Source organism: Mobiluncus sp., from assembly GCF_985070215.1.
The window spans coordinates 70351-88826 of record NZ_CFKZQR010000002.1 but is presented as its reverse complement, the minus strand read 5'-3'; the positions used below and the strand labels follow the sequence as shown (position 1 = coordinate 88826).

The window sequence follows — 18476 nt, the reverse complement described above, 5'->3', positions numbered from 1 at the left end:
AAACATAGCACAATTTCAGCGCTAAAGTGGATTTGGTTGATTCATTTACAAAGAAAGGGAGCTGCATATGAAATCCAAAAAAATCTCACTGGTTTCTAACCTTAGACTTTCTCAAAAAATTTGGAGTTTAGTCATCATTTCGACCGTCATCATGGCATTTTTGGCGGTTATCAGCTTGATTGTGGGGGTACGCATCGAATCTGACACCACCAGGGAAGCGAAACTGTCCGAGTTTCAGGTTCCACTGACCCAACTGAACACCGAGTTAATGCGCAACCGTATGAATATTTCTGATATCTGTTCAGTTCCCAATGAGGTGGCCCCGGAAATTATTCAAGTCATGCATGATACGGATGCGAAAGTGCTGGAACTTTACTCTGAGATTCTCAATATGGGAGGCGCAAAGGCACTACCCCCTATCGTAGGTTTTGACCAGAAATACCAAGACTGGATTTCGTTCCGTGACAAGGAAATCACACCCCTAGTCCAAAACAAAGAATTGGCGCAATACTTTACCTTGGCCACCGCTAAGGGGCCCGGTTCCAACCAGGAACAGATTGCCAACTATACTGCGATGGTAGACAATTCGCAGCAAATGATGCTTAAGGAAATGACCCAGGCACGCAGCGATGTCATTAAATCGCGTACCATTTTGCGCACCTCTATCCTGGGAGCCGGAATTCTGGGCATCATCATTATGTCGCTGCTGGGGTGGTCAACCGTACAGTCGATTTCACGTCCCCTGCGCGAGATCCAGAACTCACTAAACGCTATGAGCCAAGGAGATTTGACTCAAAGTCCACAGGTAACCTCCCATGATGAGATTGGCAAGATGGCACAGTCCCTTACTGCCGCACTAGCGTCGTTGCGAGGTCTGATTTCTCATACCGTCGAAACAGTGCACCAAGTGGAGGGCACTGTCAAGGTCGTGAAAGAGACCAGTGACCAGGCGGTAGCGGCTGCGGCCAGTTCGCAGGATGATTCTCAACGTGTTGCCGCCCAAGCTGACGAAGTATCCAGCAGTATTCAAACCGTGGCGGCCGGCTCGGAAGAAATGAACGCGTCTATCCGCGAAATTTCTTCCAACGCGAACGAAGCTGCCCGTTTTGCGGCCGATGCTGCTCAAGCCGCCCAGGAAACCAATGAGGTAGTGTCTCGGCTGGGCGATTCCTCCCAAGAAATTGGGGAGGTCATTAAGTCTATTACCTCCATCGCCGAGCAAACTAACTTGTTAGCTTTGAACGCGACCATTGAGGCCGCGCGTGCCGGGGATGCCGGAAAAGGATTCGCGGTAGTTGCAGGGGAAGTGAAGGACCTGGCTTCTGAGACTGCGAAAGCTACCGAGGACATCGGAACCAAGATTGAAAAAATCAAGTCTGACACTGATGATGCGGTCCAAGCCATCGGCAAGATTGGAGAAATTATTTCTTCCATCAACGACTTCCAGACGACTATCGCGGCGGCGGTAGAGGAACAAACCGCCACTACGAACGAGATGTCTCGTTCAGTGTCGGAGGCCGCGGAGGGCTCATCTACAATCGCAGCTTCCATTTCTTCGATAGCGCAAGCAGCATCCGGGGCGGCGCAAACCTTGGGCTCTATCAATCAAAGCACCCAAGAGTTGAGCGAGCACTCGGAATACTTAAAGACCCAGATTGGACACTTTAAGTTCTAAAACCGCAAATATGTTTTTGGGCTAGCCTTGCGGCTAGCCCAAAAACATATTTAGGTGTGACTGCTTATGGCAGAGCCAAACCGAAGATGGGGATAGCCAGGGCGAACACGGTGATGGTAATCAACACCAAGCCCACCAGGGCGATGATGAAACCACCCTTGATCATGTCCGCAATCTTGAGGTACCCAGAACCGTAAGCGATAGCGTTCGGCGGGGTCGCGACGGGGAGCATGAACGCACAGGTCGCAGCCAGAGCGGCCGGAATCGTCAGAATCATCACATTCGGGCCTTCCAGGCCGATACCCGTAGCCACGCCGCCGATAATCGGCAGGAACGCGGCCGCGGTAGCGGTGTTCGAGGTCAACTCGGTCAGCGCCAGCACCAGGGCGGCCACAGCCAGGACGATAATCACAATGGGCGCTCCCGCCAGTCCCTTCACCATCTCACCGATGTAGTTGGACAGGCCGGTGTGCTGGAACTGCTTGGACAACGACAGACCGCCGCCGAACAGCAACAGGATGTCCCACGGAATCGTCTTGGCTTCATTCCAGGTCACCAGACGTTCTCCGTTGGTCTTGCCAGGGATGATGAACAGCAGCACCGCTACACTCATCGCCACGATAGCGTCGAGCTTCTTCGGGCCTTCAATGCCGGTGGCCTTCAAAATCAGCGGCACGAAAATCCAGCAGAACACGGCCAAGAGGAACAGCAACATAACCAGCAGTTCGCCGCCGCGCAGTTTCCCGAGCTTGGCGTATTCCTCGTTGATGAGTTCCTTGCCGCCGGGGATTTCCTCGATTTCCGGCTTGAACATGACGAAGGTCAAAATCCACCAGGCGAACAGCGTAAAGACAATAACCATCGGCAGACCCATCAGGAACCACTTGCCGAAGTTGATGTCGTAGTGCAGGGTATCGCTCATGTACGCCTTCAAAAGGGTGTTCGGCGGAGTCCCGATGGGGGTCGCCAGCGAGCCGATAGAGGCCGAGTAGGCGATGGCCAACATCAAACCGACAGCGAAGTTGGACCGCTTGATACCGTGCTTTTCCGCCGTGGTCGAGGCCACGTCGTCGCCTTCGTTCAACAGACCGGACATGACACCACCGTGGATAGCTCCGCCGTAGGCGGCTTCCACATCCAGGCCTTTACTAACGGCGGCGTTTTTGTCCTGAGCGGATTCAAACAGCTGAATCACGGACAGGCCGATGGGCAGCATCATCACAGCGGTTGCGGTGTTGGACACCCACATCGAGATGAACCCGGTAGCAATCATGAAGCCCAGCACCAGGCGGCGGGGTTTGACCCCGACGATGCGGACGATACCCAGCGCCACGCGCCGGTCAAAGTGCCAACGCTGCATGGCGATAGCCAGGATGAACCCGCCCATGAACAGGTAAATCGTGTCCGAAGCATAGGATCCGGCGGTACCCGCGTAGTCATTGACTCCCAGCAGCGGGAATAACACCAGCGGAACCATTGCCGTAGCTGCCAGCGAGATAGCTTCGGTCATCCACCAGATAGCCATCATGACCGCGATACCGGCGACCAGGTACACCGCGCCCACATTCATTTCTTCTTCTTCGATGACGTCGGCGCCAACGGACTGCGTAATGATGTCCACCGCGTCACGAGGAATTAAAAAGTAAACGATGGCACCCAGGATGACGCCACCGAAAAGCCCAATCAAACGGACCTTTGAGATTTTCTTTTCGCCCTCAGATTGCTCCACATCGTGTTTGTCGACCGGAGGGACTTCCTTCACACTCATACTTTCGCGTGCCTTTCGTGTTTAATCGGCTCAGCCTTGAGCTGACTTTGCACATTCTACATGAGTTTTAGAGGGGCAAATACCAGGTCGAGGGCTTTTCTTGGGATTTTTTTGGTAAACGTCCAGGTTATCCTCTAGTCAATCCGTGAGATTTTCTCTTTTCATTCCATAGTTGTTCACGAGTTCGTCCTCCCGGGTTTCCCGGTTTTTCCCTACATTCTACGGGGTGTGGATAACCTGTGGATAAAATTGCGGCTGAGTGAGGCAATTGTTCCTTTTGTTTACTTGCCAAAGCGATACTAAGTGTGCTAAGAGAAGCCATTAATGTGCTAAATACCCAGTTCAAACCCTATTTGAATGATGTGACCTTATTTTTGTGGTGAAAGGTTTGGAAAATTCTCGACAGGGATTATTAATCCACAGCGACTGTGGATAAGCTGTGGGTTTCGAAACCGCAACATCACACAAAACTGTGCCAGGCACGCTGAGGTAGTACAAAACTTAAAAAACCAATTCACCGCCTTACCCACCATCTATCCACAGGTTTGTGCCGAGTTATCCACCTATTTTCCACCAAAATGGTTTGCTAAGTTAGAGCCGAAAGCGTAGGTTTGAGCCCGGATGTTTATACTTTTCACCCCTGCTTCTGGGGGTGAAGTGTCAGCCAGAGGAGGCCGCATGGAAGAACCAGACAACTCTGCACTCGACCGGATTCCCCCTCACAACATCCTGGCTGAACAGTGTGTGCTCGGCGCCATGATTCTGTCCAAGAACGCCATCGCCGACACCTATAAGCTGCTATTGCCCAGCGATTTCTATGACTCGCGTCACGAGATTATTTTTAACACTATCCTGGACCTCTACGCGGCGGGAGCGGCCTCCGATCCGGTAACGGTGCCGGCCGAACTAGAGAAACGGGGTCAACTCTCCCGTGTCGGCGGATTGGATTACATTCACACTGTAGTTCACTCGGTGCCCACCGCCGCTAACGCCGCCTACTATGCTCAAATTGTGCGCGACCAGGCGACTTTGCGCGGCCTGGTCGAAGCGGGCACCCGTATCACCCAACTTGGTTACGCCATCGACACCACGGACGCGGACGAACTTATTAATACCGCCCACGCCGAACTGGACCGAGTCAGCGAGAAACGTACTTCTGAGGACTATCGTTCACTATCCGAGTTGCTGACCCCGGTCTTGGACGAAATCCAACAGACTGACGACGACCCGCACACGGTGCACACCGGGTTCCTCGATTTTGACCGGGTAACCAACGGCCTGCACGCCGGTCAGCTCATCATTGTGGCGGCACGTCCGGCGATGGGGAAGTCGACTTTTGCCCTGGACATTTTGCGTCACGTGACTCTGAAAGAGAAACGTACCGCGGCGATTTTTTCTCTAGAGATGTCAGCCGCGGACATCATTAAGAGGATGCTGTCGGCAGAGGCCAGCGTGCCCCTGTCCCTCCTGTTCGCGGGGATGCCCAACGACGGCCCACAGAACCAAGCTAACTGGGACAATATCGCTTCGGCGTATAACCGGATGAAGTCCGCGCCTTTCTTTATTGATGACTCCCCGAACTTGACCATGCCCGATATCCGAGCCAAATGCCGGCGTCTGAAGCATTCCCATGACTTGTCCCTCATTGTCGTGGACTACATTCAGTTGATGAGTTCACACAAACGTATCGAGTCACGTCAACAGGAAGTTTCCGAGATTTCGCGGTCCTTGAAACTGTTGGCCAAAGAGCTGGAAGTGCCAGTTATCGGGGTCGCCCAGCTGAACCGTGGGCCGGAGTCCCGTACCGATAAGAAACCGATGATGAGCGATCTGCGGGAATCGGGTTCGTTGGAGCAGGACGCTGACCTGGTGCTGCTGTTGCACCGCCCCGAGTATTACAACACGGATGACCGTCCCGGCGAAGCTGACCTGAACATCGCCAAGCATCGTAATGGACGCACCGAAATTATCAACCTGCAGTTCCAAGGCAAGTTTTCGCGTTTTGTTTCGGGGATTCAGCATAATCAAGAAGAACCCCCGCCTCCGGATTATTAAAAACGTCCGGTGCCGGAAACCCGCAGGTTCCCGGCACCGTTTGTTTAGGTTCTACTTTTCGGCCCGCACCGTGACTTCCAGCGGTGAGGTGAGTTCTTCGAACAGGCGCACCGTCAGCTGGTAGGTACCGACTGACTTGATGGGCTTCTCGATGACAATCTTGCGCTTGTCGATTTCGGCACCCTTTTGCTCCTTGACCGCCTCGGCAATCTGCGCGGTGGTGATAGCTCCGAACAGACGCCCGTTCGCACCGGCCTTGGCATCAATCAACACCGGGTCTCCCTCGGCGAGTTTGGCTTGCACCGCCTGAGCGATTTCCATAGAGGCAATCTGCTTCTTGGCCAGGGCAGCCTTCATCCGGTCGATTTCTACCTGGGATCCCTTGGTCCACGGCATTGCCAGACGGCGGGGCAACAGGTAGTTGCGTGCGTAACCGGGGCGTACTTCCACCACGTCGCCGGCGTTACCGAGCTTGGCGACTTCGTGGGTCAAAACAACTTTCGTATTCTGAGTCATTGCTTACTTCCTCCCTCAAATTTAGCGGCCGGAACCGGAGTAGGGCAGCAAAGCCATTTCGCGGGCGTTCTTAACCGCTTTCGCAATCTGACGCTGTTCTTGCACGGTCACACCGGTGACGCGCCGGGCGCGAATCTTGCCGCGGTCCGAAATGAACTTGCGCAGCAAAGCGGTGTCTTTGTAGTCAATGTTGCCAACCTTTTGAGCCTTTAGAGGGTTGGTCTTTTTCTTAATGGGTTTGGTGTTATTGCGCATCTGCTTACCCATATTGATCTCCTTATATATAACGTGTTGAAAAACTTATCTGTGTTGTGCCGGAATGCCACGGAAAAAAGGCGGCAAACCGGTTTAGAACGGTGGATTATCGCCGAAAGTGGAATCGGCTGGAGCCCCCGGGGCGCCGAAGCCGGGCGCGGGCGAACCCCACGCGTCTCCATCGGATCCTCCGGCGGGAGCCCCGTAAGTGGGCTGCGGCCGAGCTGGGCCGGGAGAGTTGTAGCCGCCGCCATTCGCGTCGGCGCCAAAGCCGCCATCACCGCGCTGAGTCCGGTTCACCGAGGCGGTGGCAAACCGCAAAGACGGACCAATCTCATCTACGGTCATCTCTACTGAGGTGCGCCGAGAGCCGTCTTGGGCTTCCCAAGAACGCTGCTGCAAGCGGCCTTGCGCGATGACGCGCGACCCCTTGTGCAGGGATTCCGCAACGTTTTCCGCTAGTTCCCGCCATGCGGTACACCGCAAGAACAGGGCTTCGCCGTCTTTCCAGCTGTTGGAGGCCCGGTCAAACGAACGCGGAGTTGACGCAATCGTGAAAGAAGCCAACGCCGTGCCGGACTGACCCCAGCGAAGTTCCGGGTCCGCCGTCAAGTTGCCTATTACCGTGATAATCGTGTCGCCTGCCATTGTTTCTCCTTCGTCTTAATCAATTCGGGGCTTGGTGCCAAAATCCGTTCGCTGTGCGCCACCGTCACCGGCTTTACTCAACATATCAGGGACCCTGGAGACCAAAATTTGCCTCCGTTTGATTGGAAAAATTAGGCATCCTTGCGCATCAGTTTGGTGCGCAAAATCGACTCGTTTAGGCCCAGCTGACGGTCCAATTCCTTGGCGATTTCCGGGGTGGTTTCCATGTCGACAACCACGTAAATCCCGTCCGTCTTTTTCAGGATGGGGTAGGCGAGCTTGCGCTTGCCCCACACATCAAGTTTCTCAACTTTGCCCCCCAGGTCTTCTACCTGGCCAAACAGGGCGCTCATCGAGGGTTCGACAGTGCGTTCATCGACCTCGGGGTCGACAATCACCATCATTTCGTATTTCCGCATGTAACTCTCCTTTGGTCTTAACGGCCCCGGTCCCTCCGGAGCAGGAGTCGCCGTCCTGGCGCGGCGCCAAAACAGCCTTACGATTCTAACGTTTTCCGCTGACTTTAGCCAATTCACCGGTTGGTGATGCTGTAGCCCGGGAACTTACGCCCGGGGAATCGAGAAACACGTCCCCACACGCCCCGCTATATGCTACTGTAAAACCTACTCTAACATTTTAGAGTTACCCTTTCGCTGCCCTTTAAACCGCACGCTACCAGCACATATACCAATCCCCAACCCGCCTGCGCGCCAGCTACTGTAACGTACTGTAACAATGTTAGAGTAGCTACCCCGTCGGGGACCCGCCAGGTGTCCGCATCAGGTGACCGGCCCCACCGGGCTTGTGAAATCAATACCGGTTAGGTAACGGGCGCGCCCGATTCGGTCGTGCCGCCTTCCCCACCCGGTACCGGATAAGGGGCAACGGGTGAGTTACCGGGGTTCGGAACGTATCCGGAAGTACCCGGAATGGTGGGACTGGGTTCGGTTCCGTCCGGACTATTTTCACTGCCTCCCGGTGGATAACTCGGCTCATTCGAGGGTAGGTTCCCCGGACTGCGCGGCATCGCGGGAGCAGGAGACGGGGACTGACTGGGGGACAAGGACTCATCGGGACTGGGACGCAGGGAAGGTTCAGTCTCGGTGGGGCTAGGTTCCTCCGACCGCGTAACTTCCACTTTCTTAAGTTTCTGAGCCTTCGCGAACTGCTCGACTTCCAGGCCCTTCACGGCTCCCGACATATATTGCCTCCACAGCCACGCCGGCCATGTGGAACCGGTAACTTCCCGGATACCCCCAAACGGTGAGATAGATTCTTCCTCCCCATTGGGTCCCGACTGGTACAGACCGACGATGGTCACGACCTGGGGTATAAATCCGGCGAAAACCGCGGATTTGTTGTCGGTAGACGAACCGGTCTTGCCGGCGGATGGCCTGCCGATTTGGGCTTTAGTCGCGGTGCCTCCCGCCTGGAAAGATCCCGTCAAGGCTTGGGTGGCGGTCAGCGCGATATTGCGATCAATGACCTGATCCGCTGAGAAAGACGGCATATAGACAATGTCCCCGGAAGTGTCCATGACCTGGCGAATCATGTGGACAGTCTCGCGTTTGCCCTGGTTGGCAATAGTTCCGTAAGCCTCGGCGATATTTGCCGCTGTCGGAGAAGCCGAACCCAGCACGTTCGTAAGGGAATTATCCAAGCCCGGTGTGTCCTCGGGATAGCCCAAACGAATCGCCACTTCCTTGGTCAAGGACGGTCCGACTTTCGCGTTCAAAGCGACATAAGCCGTGTTGATAGATTTCGCCGTAGCTTGCGCCAGACTGACGGTTCCGTATGAGCCTCCACCGAAGTTCCTGATGGGCACGCCTTGAATGGTCTGCGGGGAGTTCCCCGGGTAAGTGTCACTCAAGGACCCGCCCTGTTCTAGGGAAGCAATCATGCCGAAAGGCTTAAACGTAGACCCGGCCTGGAAGTGTTCCTGGGTGGCGGCGTTAATCTGGACTTTCAGATAGTCCTGCCCCGGATATTCCGCGATAATTTCCCCGGTTGTTGGATCGGTGGAAATCATCGCGACGTGCAGGTTCGGAGCATGACCCGCTGGCAGCTTCGCCACCGTATCCATCATCAGACGTACTTTGTCTTTGTCCAGAGTCGTGATAATCTTCAGACCCATCGTGTCGATTTGTTCCTCGGTCAAGCCAGCCAAATCTTTCAGCTCTTGACGCGCCTGGAACATGAAATAACCGTTTACTCCCCCGAAATCCTGCACGCTTTGGGTGGGGGGAATCGTGGCCGGGAACTGCGCCGCTGCCTGCTGTTCCGGGGTGATATAGCCATCGGCAGCCATATTCTTAATGACGCGTTTCCACCGTTTTTCCGCAATTTCCTGGTTCACGGCCGGATCGTAAGCGGAGGGCGCCGGGATAATGCCGGACAGTAGAGCCGCCTCGGAATAATCGATGTCCTTAGCGTTCTTGCCGAAATAAGCCTTCGCGGCAGCCTGAATCCCATAGGAACCGCGGCCGAAATAAATCGTGTTCAAATAGTTGCCCAGGATTTCGTCTTTTTCCTGCTGGCGGTTGATTTTCAGCGCCATAATGGCTTCTTTGGCCTTCGCCCAGTACCGTTGCACCATGTTTCCCTGGTTCGTGTTTTCCGCCATGTAGTAGCGTTCCACGTACTGTTGACTCAAGGTGGAGGCGCCCTGTGTCGCCCCGCCGCGCGCGTTGTTGAGGAAAGCCCGGGCGATGCCGCGCAAATCGACCCCGGAGTTGGTCCAGAAGGTGCGGTCCTCCGAAGCCACGACCGCGTTGCCAATCTGTTTGGGCAGGTCTTTCGTTTCGATAATTTCTCGGTTTACCTCAGCAAACTTGCCGATTTCGGTGGCTCCATCGGAATAGTACACGGAGGTGACTTGGGCGCGAGCAAACTCGGCCGGTTTAGGTATTTCGGTGGTGGCGTAAACGACTAGGAAAGTTGCCAATGCTGCGACCACCATCAGGATAATGAGGAACAGCAGGGTCAGGAAAAAGTTACGCACATAGTGGCGTTTGCGCCGTTTGGGGCGCACCTGTCGCACGGATTGCCCGGTTACGGTGCGTGGTCGTGCTGCCTTCGCCATGTTACCTGTCCTCGCCACAGTTTTCCCGACTCACCTCTAGCGGTGAAGCGGTGTTACCGCGCTTTGTCCTGTTCGTTCGTACCATTGTGCCATTTTTCCCACCAGTCACGCAGAACGGTAGTGGCGTTATCGTGTCCGACCGGCCCGTGTTCCATCCGATAGGCCAGCATATACCGATAGGCTTTGCCGACTTCCGGGCCGGCAGGAATCCCCAGGATTTCCATGATTTCGTCCCCGTTGAGTTCGGGGCGCACCGCGTCGAGTTCCTCCTGGGCTTTCAATTCCTTAATCCGGGCTTCCAGGTCGTCGTAGGCGGCCGCGAGGCGGTGGGCTTTTTTCACGTTGCGGGTCGTGCAGTCGGCACGAGTCAGGCGATGCAGGCGTTCCAGCAAGGGACCGGCATCGGTGACGTAGCGGCGCACGGCGGAATCGGTCCATACTTGTTCCCCGTAGCCGTGAAACCGCTGGTGCAGAGCGACCAGGCGGGACACGTCACGAATCGTCGCCTTGTCATATTTCAAGGCTTTCAGGCGGGTGCGGGTGATTCGGGCGCCGACCACGTCGTGCTGGTGGAAGGTAACGACCCCGCCGGCTTCGAAACGCCGGGTCGCGGGCTTGCCAATATCGTGCAAAATCGCTGCCAAGCGCAGCACCAAGTCCGGGGCGGGAACCGGTCCGTCCGGCCCGGTTTCCTGGGCAATCGCCTGATCGAGCACCGTCAAGGAATGCTCCCACACGTCCTTGTGACGTTTATGTTCATCCTGCATGTCGAGCAAATCCATCAGTTCAGGCAGGACCTGGTCGGCCAGCTGAGTATAAACCATCATCTCCAGCCCGCGGCGCGGCGCTTTGGCGGTCATCAGGCGGGACAGTTCGGCCTGGACGCGTTCGGGCGAAACAATGGACAGCCGTTCACGCATCGTTTCCATCGCCTGCATCGTTTCGTAATCCACGTCAAACTCGAGCTGGGCGGCGAACCGGGCCGCACGCATAATCCGCAGGGGGTCATCAGAAAATGATTCTTCCGGGTCGATGGGGGTGCGCAAAACTCCGGCGGCCAAATCGTTGAGTCCCCCGGTAGGGTCCACCAGCTCCAGGGTAGGCAGGCGCAGCGCGATGGAATTAACCGTAAAATCGCGGCGGAACAGGTCTCCCTCCAGGGTGTCGCCGAACTTGACGGTGGGTTTGCGCGAATCACGCTGGTAGTCGTCGCTGCGATAGGTCGTGATTTCGAATACATCGTCGCCTTTGCGGGCTCCCAAGGTGCCGTAGTTGCGTCCCACGTCCCACACCGCGTCCGCCCACGAGCGCAGTACCGCCTCGGTTTCGTCGGGACGCGCTGAAGTGGTCAGGTCTAGGTCGTGGGGGGTAATCCCCAGTAGGGCATCGCGGACCGGCCCTCCGACCAGCGCAATCTCAAAACCGGCGGCGGCGAACACCTCCCCGAGGGGTACCACTTTCGCTTTCAGCGCCTGGCGCACCGCGTCCTGCCGGCTCGCTTTCGTGCCGGGTTTTTCCCCTGCCGCGGCCGTTGCCGAGGGAGTTTGTGCCGGGGACGTGATGTTCGCGGTTGTCTCAGTCATGGCCCTCCTCTCTGGGTACGTTTCCTTCACATTGTTCCGCTCATTACCGGGACTTTTTACCGTATTTTCAACCGGTTAGAAAAACCTCTGCACTATTTTATATAAAATCGACGTATGTCAGCCGCACCGGAATCGAACCAGCCCGTCCCCGAGGGCTTTTACCGGTCCCGCTCAGGGCGGCTGCTACCGATTGTGGAGGAGGTCAGCGCGGGGGGGCTGGCGGTGAAACTTGTCGAGGGAAAGGTGTGCGCCGCGTTGATTTTGCGTCAGGGTCGCGCCGGCCGTATGGAATGGCTGCTGCCCAAGGGGCACGTGGAACCGGACGAGACGATTCCCCAAGCCGCCGCTCGTGAAGTCCAGGAAGAGACGGGTATCGAATGCCATCCGGTGCGTTACCTTTCTTCGATGGATTACTGGTTTTCCGGTACTGACCGGCGGGTTCACAAGGTCGTGCACCACTTTTTGCTGGAGGCCACCGGCGGGCAGCTTACGGTGGAGAATGATCCTGACCGCGAGGCTTGCACCGCGCAGTGGGTGCCGCTGTCCCTGCTGGACAAACGCCTGGCTTTTCCGGCCGAACGGCGCATCGGGGCCTTGGCTCGAAAAATGTTGGAGGTGCGCAGTTGAAGATGCGCCCGTCGGTTTCGTTCATTTCCCGCGTCTTTATCGGTTTAGCGGCGTTGTCTGTCGTGTCGTTGGCTGGAGGCACGCCCGACCTTGCGCAAGCCCAAACGGAAAAACCGTCCCCCACCCCTTCTGCCAGCCCCTGTACGTCTGCGACCAGCTCACACTCCGCTCCCGCCTTTTGCGGATCGGGCTTTAACCACCAGGGCGTTCACCTGGAAATCACCGCGATGACCCCCATCGTGACCCCGGACACCACCGAATTAACTCTGAGCGCCGTTCTGGAGGTTAACGCGGATTATCACCACGCGTCCCAGGGCACGCTCAGTCTCGCAGTCTCGACCCAAACTCCTATCACGCGCGATGAACTGAACGAGTGGATGGATGCTCGGGATAATGACACGCGTTTGCGGCGAAAACTCCAAACCGTTGCGACCCAGACAATCACCCGCCTCACCGCGGGTAAACCCCAGCAGGTGACGTTGCGCGTGCCGGTCAGCGACCTGCCGCTGGCAGGTTCGGATCGGTGGGGGCCGCGGCCTTTAAACTTGACTTTTACCCCGGACCAGGACGCGCCTCGGACAGACGAAGCGCAGTCCGCAGCCGAAATGGAGCCACTGGATGCCCAGGATCATTCGTTTTTGCTGTGGGATTCCGGGGCGGCATTTGAACCCAGCGAACTGCTGGCTTTCGTGCCTCTCACCACCACGCGCGCCGATGTTTTGGCCGCGGACCGCGCGCTGCCAAACTTGGGCAGTCGCCCGAACCAGCGACTCGTGGACGTGTGCGCCCTGGCAGACGCCACCCCGCTGACTCTCGTCTATGACCCGTTTTTGATTGCGACTGAGTTGAACGGTTTGGATGCAGCCTCCCGCCTGTTGAATTTGACCGACACGACACCCTCACCCGGTACTGAGCCGCGTCCCGCCGTGGCACCGCTACGAGAACTGCTCGCGGCGGGCAACTGCGGGCAGCAGCCTCCCGCGTATCTACCGCCGGGAGATTTTGGGGCGGCGAACACCAGCTGGCTGGCGCCGGCCGCCCAGGATTTACTGCGCACCACCGCGGTTGACCTGGGTACCAAAGTCACCCAAAGAATCCCAGATTATCAAGGAAATCTGGTGTTGTGGCCGGACTTTTCAGTGTCGTACTCACCCACCGGCGATGTCGCGCAAGAGGTGGCGACTTGGGGGAATCGCCCGCTGCTGCTGTCCCCGGACTCACAATTTAAGGAGTCGGCAAAGCCGCCCGCATATGACGCGGATAGCCGTAAAACCATCAAGTTTTCCGAGCCCGGAGACGTCACCGCGGCCGGTTGGACCCTGGACGCGGATTTGTCCCGGCTGTTGAACGGTAAACCAGCACTGGATGCGGCACAGATTCCCTCAGACTATCGGCTTTCTACCGTGGGGGCTCGGCAGTGGGCGCTAGCGTCCACGGCGGTGCTGACCCGGCAGCGGCCCTTTGCCCCGCGCCTATTTGCGGCCGGTGCCGACCGCGATTACAGTGCTACGCCGGCGCAAAAGGCCGTGATGCAAGGGCTCGGTCAGGCTCGCTGGCTGAGTTTCCCGGCCTGGAACACGGTACTGCCCCAGCCTGACGACAACGCCGCTCCTCACCCCAGAACTGTCACGGTGCCGGCGCCGCCACTGGCTGGACAAAACGATTCTCATGCGTTTTCTACCGGTTCTAAAACGCTAGTTCCCGGACAAAAGCCATTGACATGGTTTACCAATCCTACGTTTGCGGCGGCGGATTATCTCCGCGCGGGCAGCGCCCTGAGTGCTGCCGTGTCCGACCCGGGCCGGTTTAACTCCATGTTTTCGGCTCTCCAGGTCGCCAGTGCCTGTGCGACCTGCAGCACCAGCTCTCCCGATGGCGCCATCTGGGCCGGTAAATCCTCGGCGCGCCATGAGTCCTCGGCCACTTCCAAACCAGCCCAATCCGACGACGTGGTGCCCAATACTATTGACCCGGACATTTCCGCGACCATTTTCGGCCTGATCAATTCGCAACCCGCCTCGGTCATCAACCTCATAGATAAGACCGCCCAACTGCCGATTTCCGTCTCCAACGGCTGGGACCAAGCCGTGAGCGTACGCCTGAAACTGACCCCAACGGATACCCGCCTGCAGTTCGATCCGGTCGAAACCCTCACGATTGCGCCCCATTCCATCGGCCAGTTCCGCATTCCCGTAAAAGCGGTCGGTTCCGGTGACGTGCAGGTCACTGTGCAGCTGACCAACCCGGAGGGGCAAAGCATCGGCACCCCGGAAACTATCCGGGTCCGGGTCAGAGCCGAATGGGAGTCCACCGGAACCTATATTGTGGCTGGCTTGCTGGCTGCCGTGTTGGTTTTCGGGATAGTCCGGCGTATTGTGAAAGGCCCAAAGAACCGTAAGCTCAAAACGGGAGACCAGGCGTGAGTGAAAACCCGATGAATGAACCGGTGTCGGATTCCAACCCGAACCCGAAAGACCCCCCGCAGCTACGCAAAGTAGCTGATGGGGTGGCGAACACGAAAACGGGGAAATCCAGCGCAATTATGGCGGCGGGAACCTTGGTGTCCCGGGTGCTGGGCTTTGTGCGGCAATGGCTGCTGGTGGTGGCTATCGGCGGGTTTGGTATCGCCGACTCATTCAACACTGCGAATATCCTGCCCAACACACTGTATAACCTGCTGGCAGGCGGGATTTTGAACGCGATTCTGGTGCCGACCATCGTGCGTGCGCTGGCGAATAACGACGGTAAAGAGGGGGTTGATCGGGTAAATGCCCTGCTCACCCTGGCTTCTATCGCTCTGTTGGGTTTGACTGTGCTGTCGGTTGCCCTGGCCTGGCCGCTGGTGATGCTGTTCGCGGGGGGAATGCAGCCGAAGCTGTTTAACCTGACCGTCATTTTTGCCCTGTGGTGTCTGCCGCAAATTTTCTTTTATGGAACCTACGCGCTACTGGGACAAGTGTTGAACTCCCTGTCCAGCTTCGGTCCTTACATGTGGTCTCCGGTGGTCAATAACCTGGTGGGGATTGCCGGATTGGGAGTATTCATCAACTTTTACGGCACCGCCCCGTCCCACGACTTTGATGTCTCCAGGTGGGATGCGCCTCGGATTGCCCTTTTGGCCGGTTCCATGACATTGGGTATCGCCCTGCAAGCAATTATTCTGGTGTTTCCCCTGATGCATCTCGGTTTTCGATTGCGCGCCAACTTTCACTGGCATGGTTTGGGTTTTCGTCACACCGGACGGGTCGCGGCCTGGGCTTTCGCGGGCCTGTTAGCCAATACGTGCATGAACCTAATCGTGGCGCGTATCGCCTCGGCGGCTAACGGTGCCGGTCAGCTGGACGGTAATTTCTATCCCGGTTTCGCTATCTACCAGTACGCCAACACGTTGTATATGCTGCCCCAATCCTTGGTAACGATTTCCGTAACCACCGCGGTCTTTACATCCATGGCCCTGCACGCCACCAGGGATGACATCCCGGCTTTGGCCGGGGACTATTTGCATGCCGCCCGGTTATCGAGCCTGTTTAACTTCCTCTTGGCAGGCATGTTGATTGTGGGAGCCCTGCCCCTGGCCAATGTCACCGCCACCGCCCTGCCGCCCCAGCAAGCCCAGGCTTTGGCGGTCATTCTCACAATTTTGAGCTTGGGCATTCCGGCACAAGTCATTTTTTCCACCACCTCGCGGGCTCTGTATTCCCTGGAAGACACCCGCGCCCAGTTTTTCCTGATGTTGTTCTTTCCGTTCGTGACCGCCATCCTCGGGTTGATCGCGTATTTCCTGCTCAGCCCATTTTTCTGGGTTCCGGTCACGACCGCGGCCGAGCCGGTGTCTCTCACCGCTTCGGCTGTGTTGGGTTTGGTGTTGCTGCATCGCCGCGGTTTTTCTCAATCCGTTTTTCAAGAGATTTTTGGGCACTATCTGCGATTGCTGGTGGCTACGGTAGTGGCGGGGATTCCGGCCTGGGTGCTGCTGACTTTTGTAATCCCGACTCCCGGTGCGGACTGGACTTACGGTGCCACTTTTGTCTCCGGGGCGTGGCGTTGCCTGGTGGTAGCGCTGGTCATGGCTCCCCTGTACTTCGGTATGCTGTGGATTTTCCGGGTACGCGAAGTGCGAGGCTTCCTCGCGAAGTTGCGCCGCTAGTTACGCAAAGTCCCCGATGTTTTGCCGCGAATTTCAAACACGGGCTAAAATACATAAATCAGCTGAGATTAAGGGGGCGGCGTGGATAACACCAAGTCAAACGGCACACCGGTGTTTCGTTCTGTCTCTACTGGTGTTCCTCCTCAGCCCACTCCACTATTCAACGATCCGTCCCAATCGGCTGATTCCGAGGAAAATGTCATTGACGTGCCCGATGAAGACACCTTGACCGGTGAGGATGTCATTGACGAAACCACCGGCAAGGCTTGGGGAGCTGACCGCAAACGCCTGCGCAAAGATTGGGTCAGCTTGAAAGCCGAAACCACCGAAGTTTTGAACACCAGCATCAGCGACGCCCGCCAAGCTGCCACCGACTACACTCCCAAACATGAGGAAGTTCCCGCGGCCGAATCGGCTCTGACGCTAAAGATTACAGTGCTGGCGGTTGCGGTGGTCACGATTTTGGCGCTGCTGGTCTGGTTCTGGCCGCATTCCGCGTCAGTACCGACCGATAATTCCCTGGACTTATCTCCCGTTCCCGATTTGCAGGTGCTTCCTGAAGCCGAGCCGACCCCGCTACCCATCGCCGGTGTCGCTTCCGTTTCGGGTTTGCCCGATGGCTATGACCATCCGGAACTGGCTGGCTTAGCTGTTGACGGTAAGCCCGAGACGTCTTGGCGTAGTGCCGCTCTGCGTTCGGCCGTGTTGGCTGGGGGACGCGGTTACGGACTGGTGATAAACCTCGGAGAGTCTCCGGTGCGGGTTAAGAAAGTCGTGGTGAGCTCTGCCTCTACCGGAGGCAATCTGGAGCTGCGTCAGGGCAATGCCGAGAATTTCCGCGAGGCTACCGTTTTGGGGTCTCAACCCTTGTCCTCCACAGTCACCTATCATCTGGCTCAGCCGGTGGAAACGAACAGCTTGGTTTTGTGGTGTACCGAGATGCCTACCGCTGCCGGCGGCGAGTTTCGTTTGAATATTTCCGAGATACAGGTCCTCGGTTAGAGTCAGACATTTGGCTTTGCCCAAGTCAGCCGCTTTTCGGCACATTTTTCGCTAGGCTCTCAGCGAATTCTATCTCCTTGGTAAGGATTCACAGCTACAATAAATTTAAAATACAGTTTTCTACCAAAGGGAGTCTTTTTGTACGACGTCATTATTATCGGTTCGGGTCCGGCCGGCTACACCGCCGGTATTTACGCCGGACGTTCAGCCTTGAAAACGCTGCTGGTGGCAGGGTCGATGAATATCGGCGGGATGCTGATGAACACGACCCTGGTGGAAAACTATCCCGGGTTTAAAGACGGGATTCAAGGCCCGGACTTGATGCAGGAAATGCTGGATCAAACCGAACGTTTTGGGGTTGAAGTCATCTATGAGGATGCCCTGAAGCTGGACTTGCGCGGCGACATTAAGACTGTCGTGACGGATGAGGGTACTCACCAGGGCCGCACGGTCATTATCGCGACCGGGTCGGGTTACCGCACTTTGGATGTTCCGGGTGAGGAAAAGCACGCCGGTCATGGGGTGTCTTACTGCGCCACCTGTGACGGGTTCTTTTTCCGTGACCAACCCATTATGGTCGTTGGCGGCGGGGACTCCGCGATGGAGGAGGCCGTGTTCCTGACCCACTACGGCTCCTCGGTCACGGTGGTGCACCGTCGGGATGAGTTGCGGGCCAGCGCAGCTATGCAGGCCAAGGCGTTTAAGGAAGATAAGATTTCCTTCGAGTTCAACACGGTTGTTGAGTCCATTAACGGCACGGACAAGGTCGAATCTGTCACTCTTAAAAATGTGCAAACCGGGGAAACTAAGACTGTACCGGTAGGCGGCATCTTTATTGCTGTTGGTCACCTGCCGCGCACCGAGTTGGTGAGCGATCAGTTACAGTTGGATGCCCAAGGCAATATTTGGGTCGATTCTCCCTCCACACGAACTTCCATGCCGGGCGTGTTTGCCGCCGGTGACGTCACGGACGCGATTTATCGCCAAGCGGTGACTTCTGCGGCTTCCGGTTGCCGCGCCGCCATTGACGCGGACCGCTACATTAACGACCAAGACGCTCAGATTAACCTTTGAGCCCAACACAGATTTTCCGGCCGGTTGCTCTACCGGGTGGGAAA

14 protein-coding genes are annotated in these 18476 nt (G+C 56.8%); 7 read left to right on the top strand and 7 right to left on the bottom strand.

All coding sequences use genetic code 11. The features are described 5' to 3' along the window. Positions 1–67 precede the first annotated feature (67 nt). Positions 68–1675 carry a methyl-accepting chemotaxis protein gene (locus tag AC5LBQ_RS00890; RefSeq protein WP_493264338.1) on the top strand — a complete coding sequence of 536 codons (1608 nt, stop codon included), beginning with the start codon at positions 68–70 and terminating at the stop codon, positions 1673–1675. A gap of 64 nt (positions 1676–1739) precedes the next feature. On the opposite strand, the gene AC5LBQ_RS00885 is transcribed toward AC5LBQ_RS00890, so the two are convergent. Further along, positions 1740–3443 (bottom strand): SLC13 family permease, encoded by a 1704-nt coding sequence (locus tag AC5LBQ_RS00885; protein WP_493264337.1) that lies wholly within the window; start codon positions 3441–3443, stop codon positions 1740–1742. A 678-nt stretch (positions 3444–4121) separates the two neighbouring features. Between AC5LBQ_RS00885 and dnaB the strand changes: the two genes are divergently transcribed. Then, on the top strand, positions 4122–5498 hold the full coding sequence (dnaB, locus tag AC5LBQ_RS00880) for a replicative DNA helicase (RefSeq protein ID WP_307742017.1): 1377 nt from the start codon (positions 4122–4124) through the stop codon (positions 5496–5498). A gap of 51 nt (positions 5499–5549) precedes the next feature. Here dnaB and rplI read toward each other — a convergent pair whose 3' ends face one another. The 6 genes from rplI to AC5LBQ_RS00850 form a co-directional block, all read right to left on the bottom strand. After that, positions 5550–6014, bottom strand: a complete 465-nt coding sequence (rplI, locus tag AC5LBQ_RS00875; RefSeq protein ID WP_493264336.1) for a 50S ribosomal protein L9 — start codon at positions 6012–6014, stop codon at positions 5550–5552. A gap of 21 nt (positions 6015–6035) precedes the next feature. Continuing rightward, positions 6036–6281 carry a 30S ribosomal protein S18 gene (gene rpsR / locus AC5LBQ_RS00870; protein WP_282922467.1) on the bottom strand — a complete coding sequence of 82 codons (246 nt, stop codon included), beginning with the start codon at positions 6279–6281 and terminating at the stop codon, positions 6036–6038. Between the two features lie 81 nt (positions 6282–6362). Further along, positions 6363–6917 (bottom strand): single-stranded DNA-binding protein, encoded by a 555-nt coding sequence (locus AC5LBQ_RS00865; protein ID WP_298636272.1) that lies wholly within the window; start codon positions 6915–6917, stop codon positions 6363–6365. A gap of 131 nt (positions 6918–7048) precedes the next feature. Continuing rightward, a complete protein-coding gene (gene rpsF, locus AC5LBQ_RS00860; protein WP_295027292.1) occupies positions 7049–7336 on the bottom strand; it encodes a 30S ribosomal protein S6 in 288 nt (95 codons plus the stop codon). Positions 7337–7737: 401 nt separating this feature from the next. Beyond that, a complete protein-coding gene (locus AC5LBQ_RS00855; RefSeq protein WP_493264335.1) occupies positions 7738–9999 on the bottom strand; it encodes a transglycosylase domain-containing protein in 2262 nt (753 codons plus the stop codon). 53 nt (positions 10000–10052) lie between these two features. Next, on the bottom strand, positions 10053–11582 hold the full coding sequence (locus AC5LBQ_RS00850) for a CCA tRNA nucleotidyltransferase (RefSeq protein ID WP_493264334.1): 1530 nt from the start codon (positions 11580–11582) through the stop codon (positions 10053–10055). A 114-nt stretch (positions 11583–11696) separates the two neighbouring features. On the opposite strand from AC5LBQ_RS00850, the gene AC5LBQ_RS00845 reads away from it, so the two are divergent. The 5 genes from AC5LBQ_RS00845 to trxB all read left to right on the top strand — a co-directional run bounded on the left by AC5LBQ_RS00845 (position 11697) and on the right by trxB (position 18432). Beyond that, positions 11697–12209, top strand: coding sequence for an NUDIX hydrolase (locus tag AC5LBQ_RS00845; protein WP_493264333.1), 513 nt, complete (start codon positions 11697–11699; stop codon positions 12207–12209). Between the two features lie 2 nt (positions 12210–12211). Beyond that, positions 12212–14632 carry a DUF6049 family protein gene (locus AC5LBQ_RS00840; RefSeq protein ID WP_493264350.1) on the top strand — a complete coding sequence of 807 codons (2421 nt, stop codon included), beginning with the start codon at positions 12212–12214 and terminating at the stop codon, positions 14630–14632. Continuing rightward, the gene (murJ, locus tag AC5LBQ_RS00835; protein ID WP_297346160.1) at positions 14629–16356 is read left to right on the top strand and encodes a murein biosynthesis integral membrane protein MurJ; all 1728 of its coding nucleotides are present in this window, start codon (positions 14629–14631) and stop codon (positions 16354–16356) included. The genes AC5LBQ_RS00840 and murJ overlap by 4 nt, the downstream gene beginning before the upstream one ends. Before the next feature lie 81 nt (positions 16357–16437). After that, complete coding sequence (locus tag AC5LBQ_RS00830; RefSeq protein ID WP_493264332.1) at positions 16438–17358, top strand: hypothetical protein; 921 nt, start codon at positions 16438–16440, stop codon at positions 17356–17358. 138 nt (positions 17359–17496) lie between these two features. Then, complete coding sequence (trxB, locus tag AC5LBQ_RS00825) at positions 17497–18432, top strand: thioredoxin-disulfide reductase (protein WP_282922458.1); 936 nt, start codon at positions 17497–17499, stop codon at positions 18430–18432. Positions 18433–18476 lie beyond the last annotated feature (44 nt).

Coding starts and splice junctions, on each gene's coding strand:
- AC5LBQ_RS00865 (WP_298636272.1), bottom strand. CDS start 6,917: ATGGCAGGCGACACGATTATCACGGTAATAGGCAACTTGACGGCGGAC.
- AC5LBQ_RS00845 (WP_493264333.1), top strand. CDS start 11,697: ATGTCAGCCGCACCGGAATCGAACCAGCCCGTCCCCGAGGGCTTTTAC.
- dnaB (WP_307742017.1), top strand. CDS start 4,122: ATGGAAGAACCAGACAACTCTGCACTCGACCGGATTCCCCCTCACAAC.
- rplI (WP_493264336.1), bottom strand. CDS start 6,014: ATGACTCAGAATACGAAAGTTGTTTTGACCCACGAAGTCGCCAAGCTC.
- rpsF (WP_295027292.1), bottom strand. CDS start 7,336: ATGCGGAAATACGAAATGATGGTGATTGTCGACCCCGAGGTCGATGAA.
- AC5LBQ_RS00855 (WP_493264335.1), bottom strand. CDS start 9,999: ATGGCGAAGGCAGCACGACCACGCACCGTAACCGGGCAATCCGTGCGA.
- rpsR (WP_282922467.1), bottom strand. CDS start 6,281: ATGGGTAAGCAGATGCGCAATAACACCAAACCCATTAAGAAAAAGACC.
- AC5LBQ_RS00885 (WP_493264337.1), bottom strand. CDS start 3,443: ATGAGTGTGAAGGAAGTCCCTCCGGTCGACAAACACGATGTGGAGCAA.
- AC5LBQ_RS00840 (WP_493264350.1), top strand. CDS start 12,212: ATGCGCCCGTCGGTTTCGTTCATTTCCCGCGTCTTTATCGGTTTAGCG.
- AC5LBQ_RS00850 (WP_493264334.1), bottom strand. CDS start 11,582: ATGACTGAGACAACCGCGAACATCACGTCCCCGGCACAAACTCCCTCG.
- AC5LBQ_RS00890 (WP_493264338.1), top strand. CDS start 68: ATGAAATCCAAAAAAATCTCACTGGTTTCTAACCTTAGACTTTCTCAA.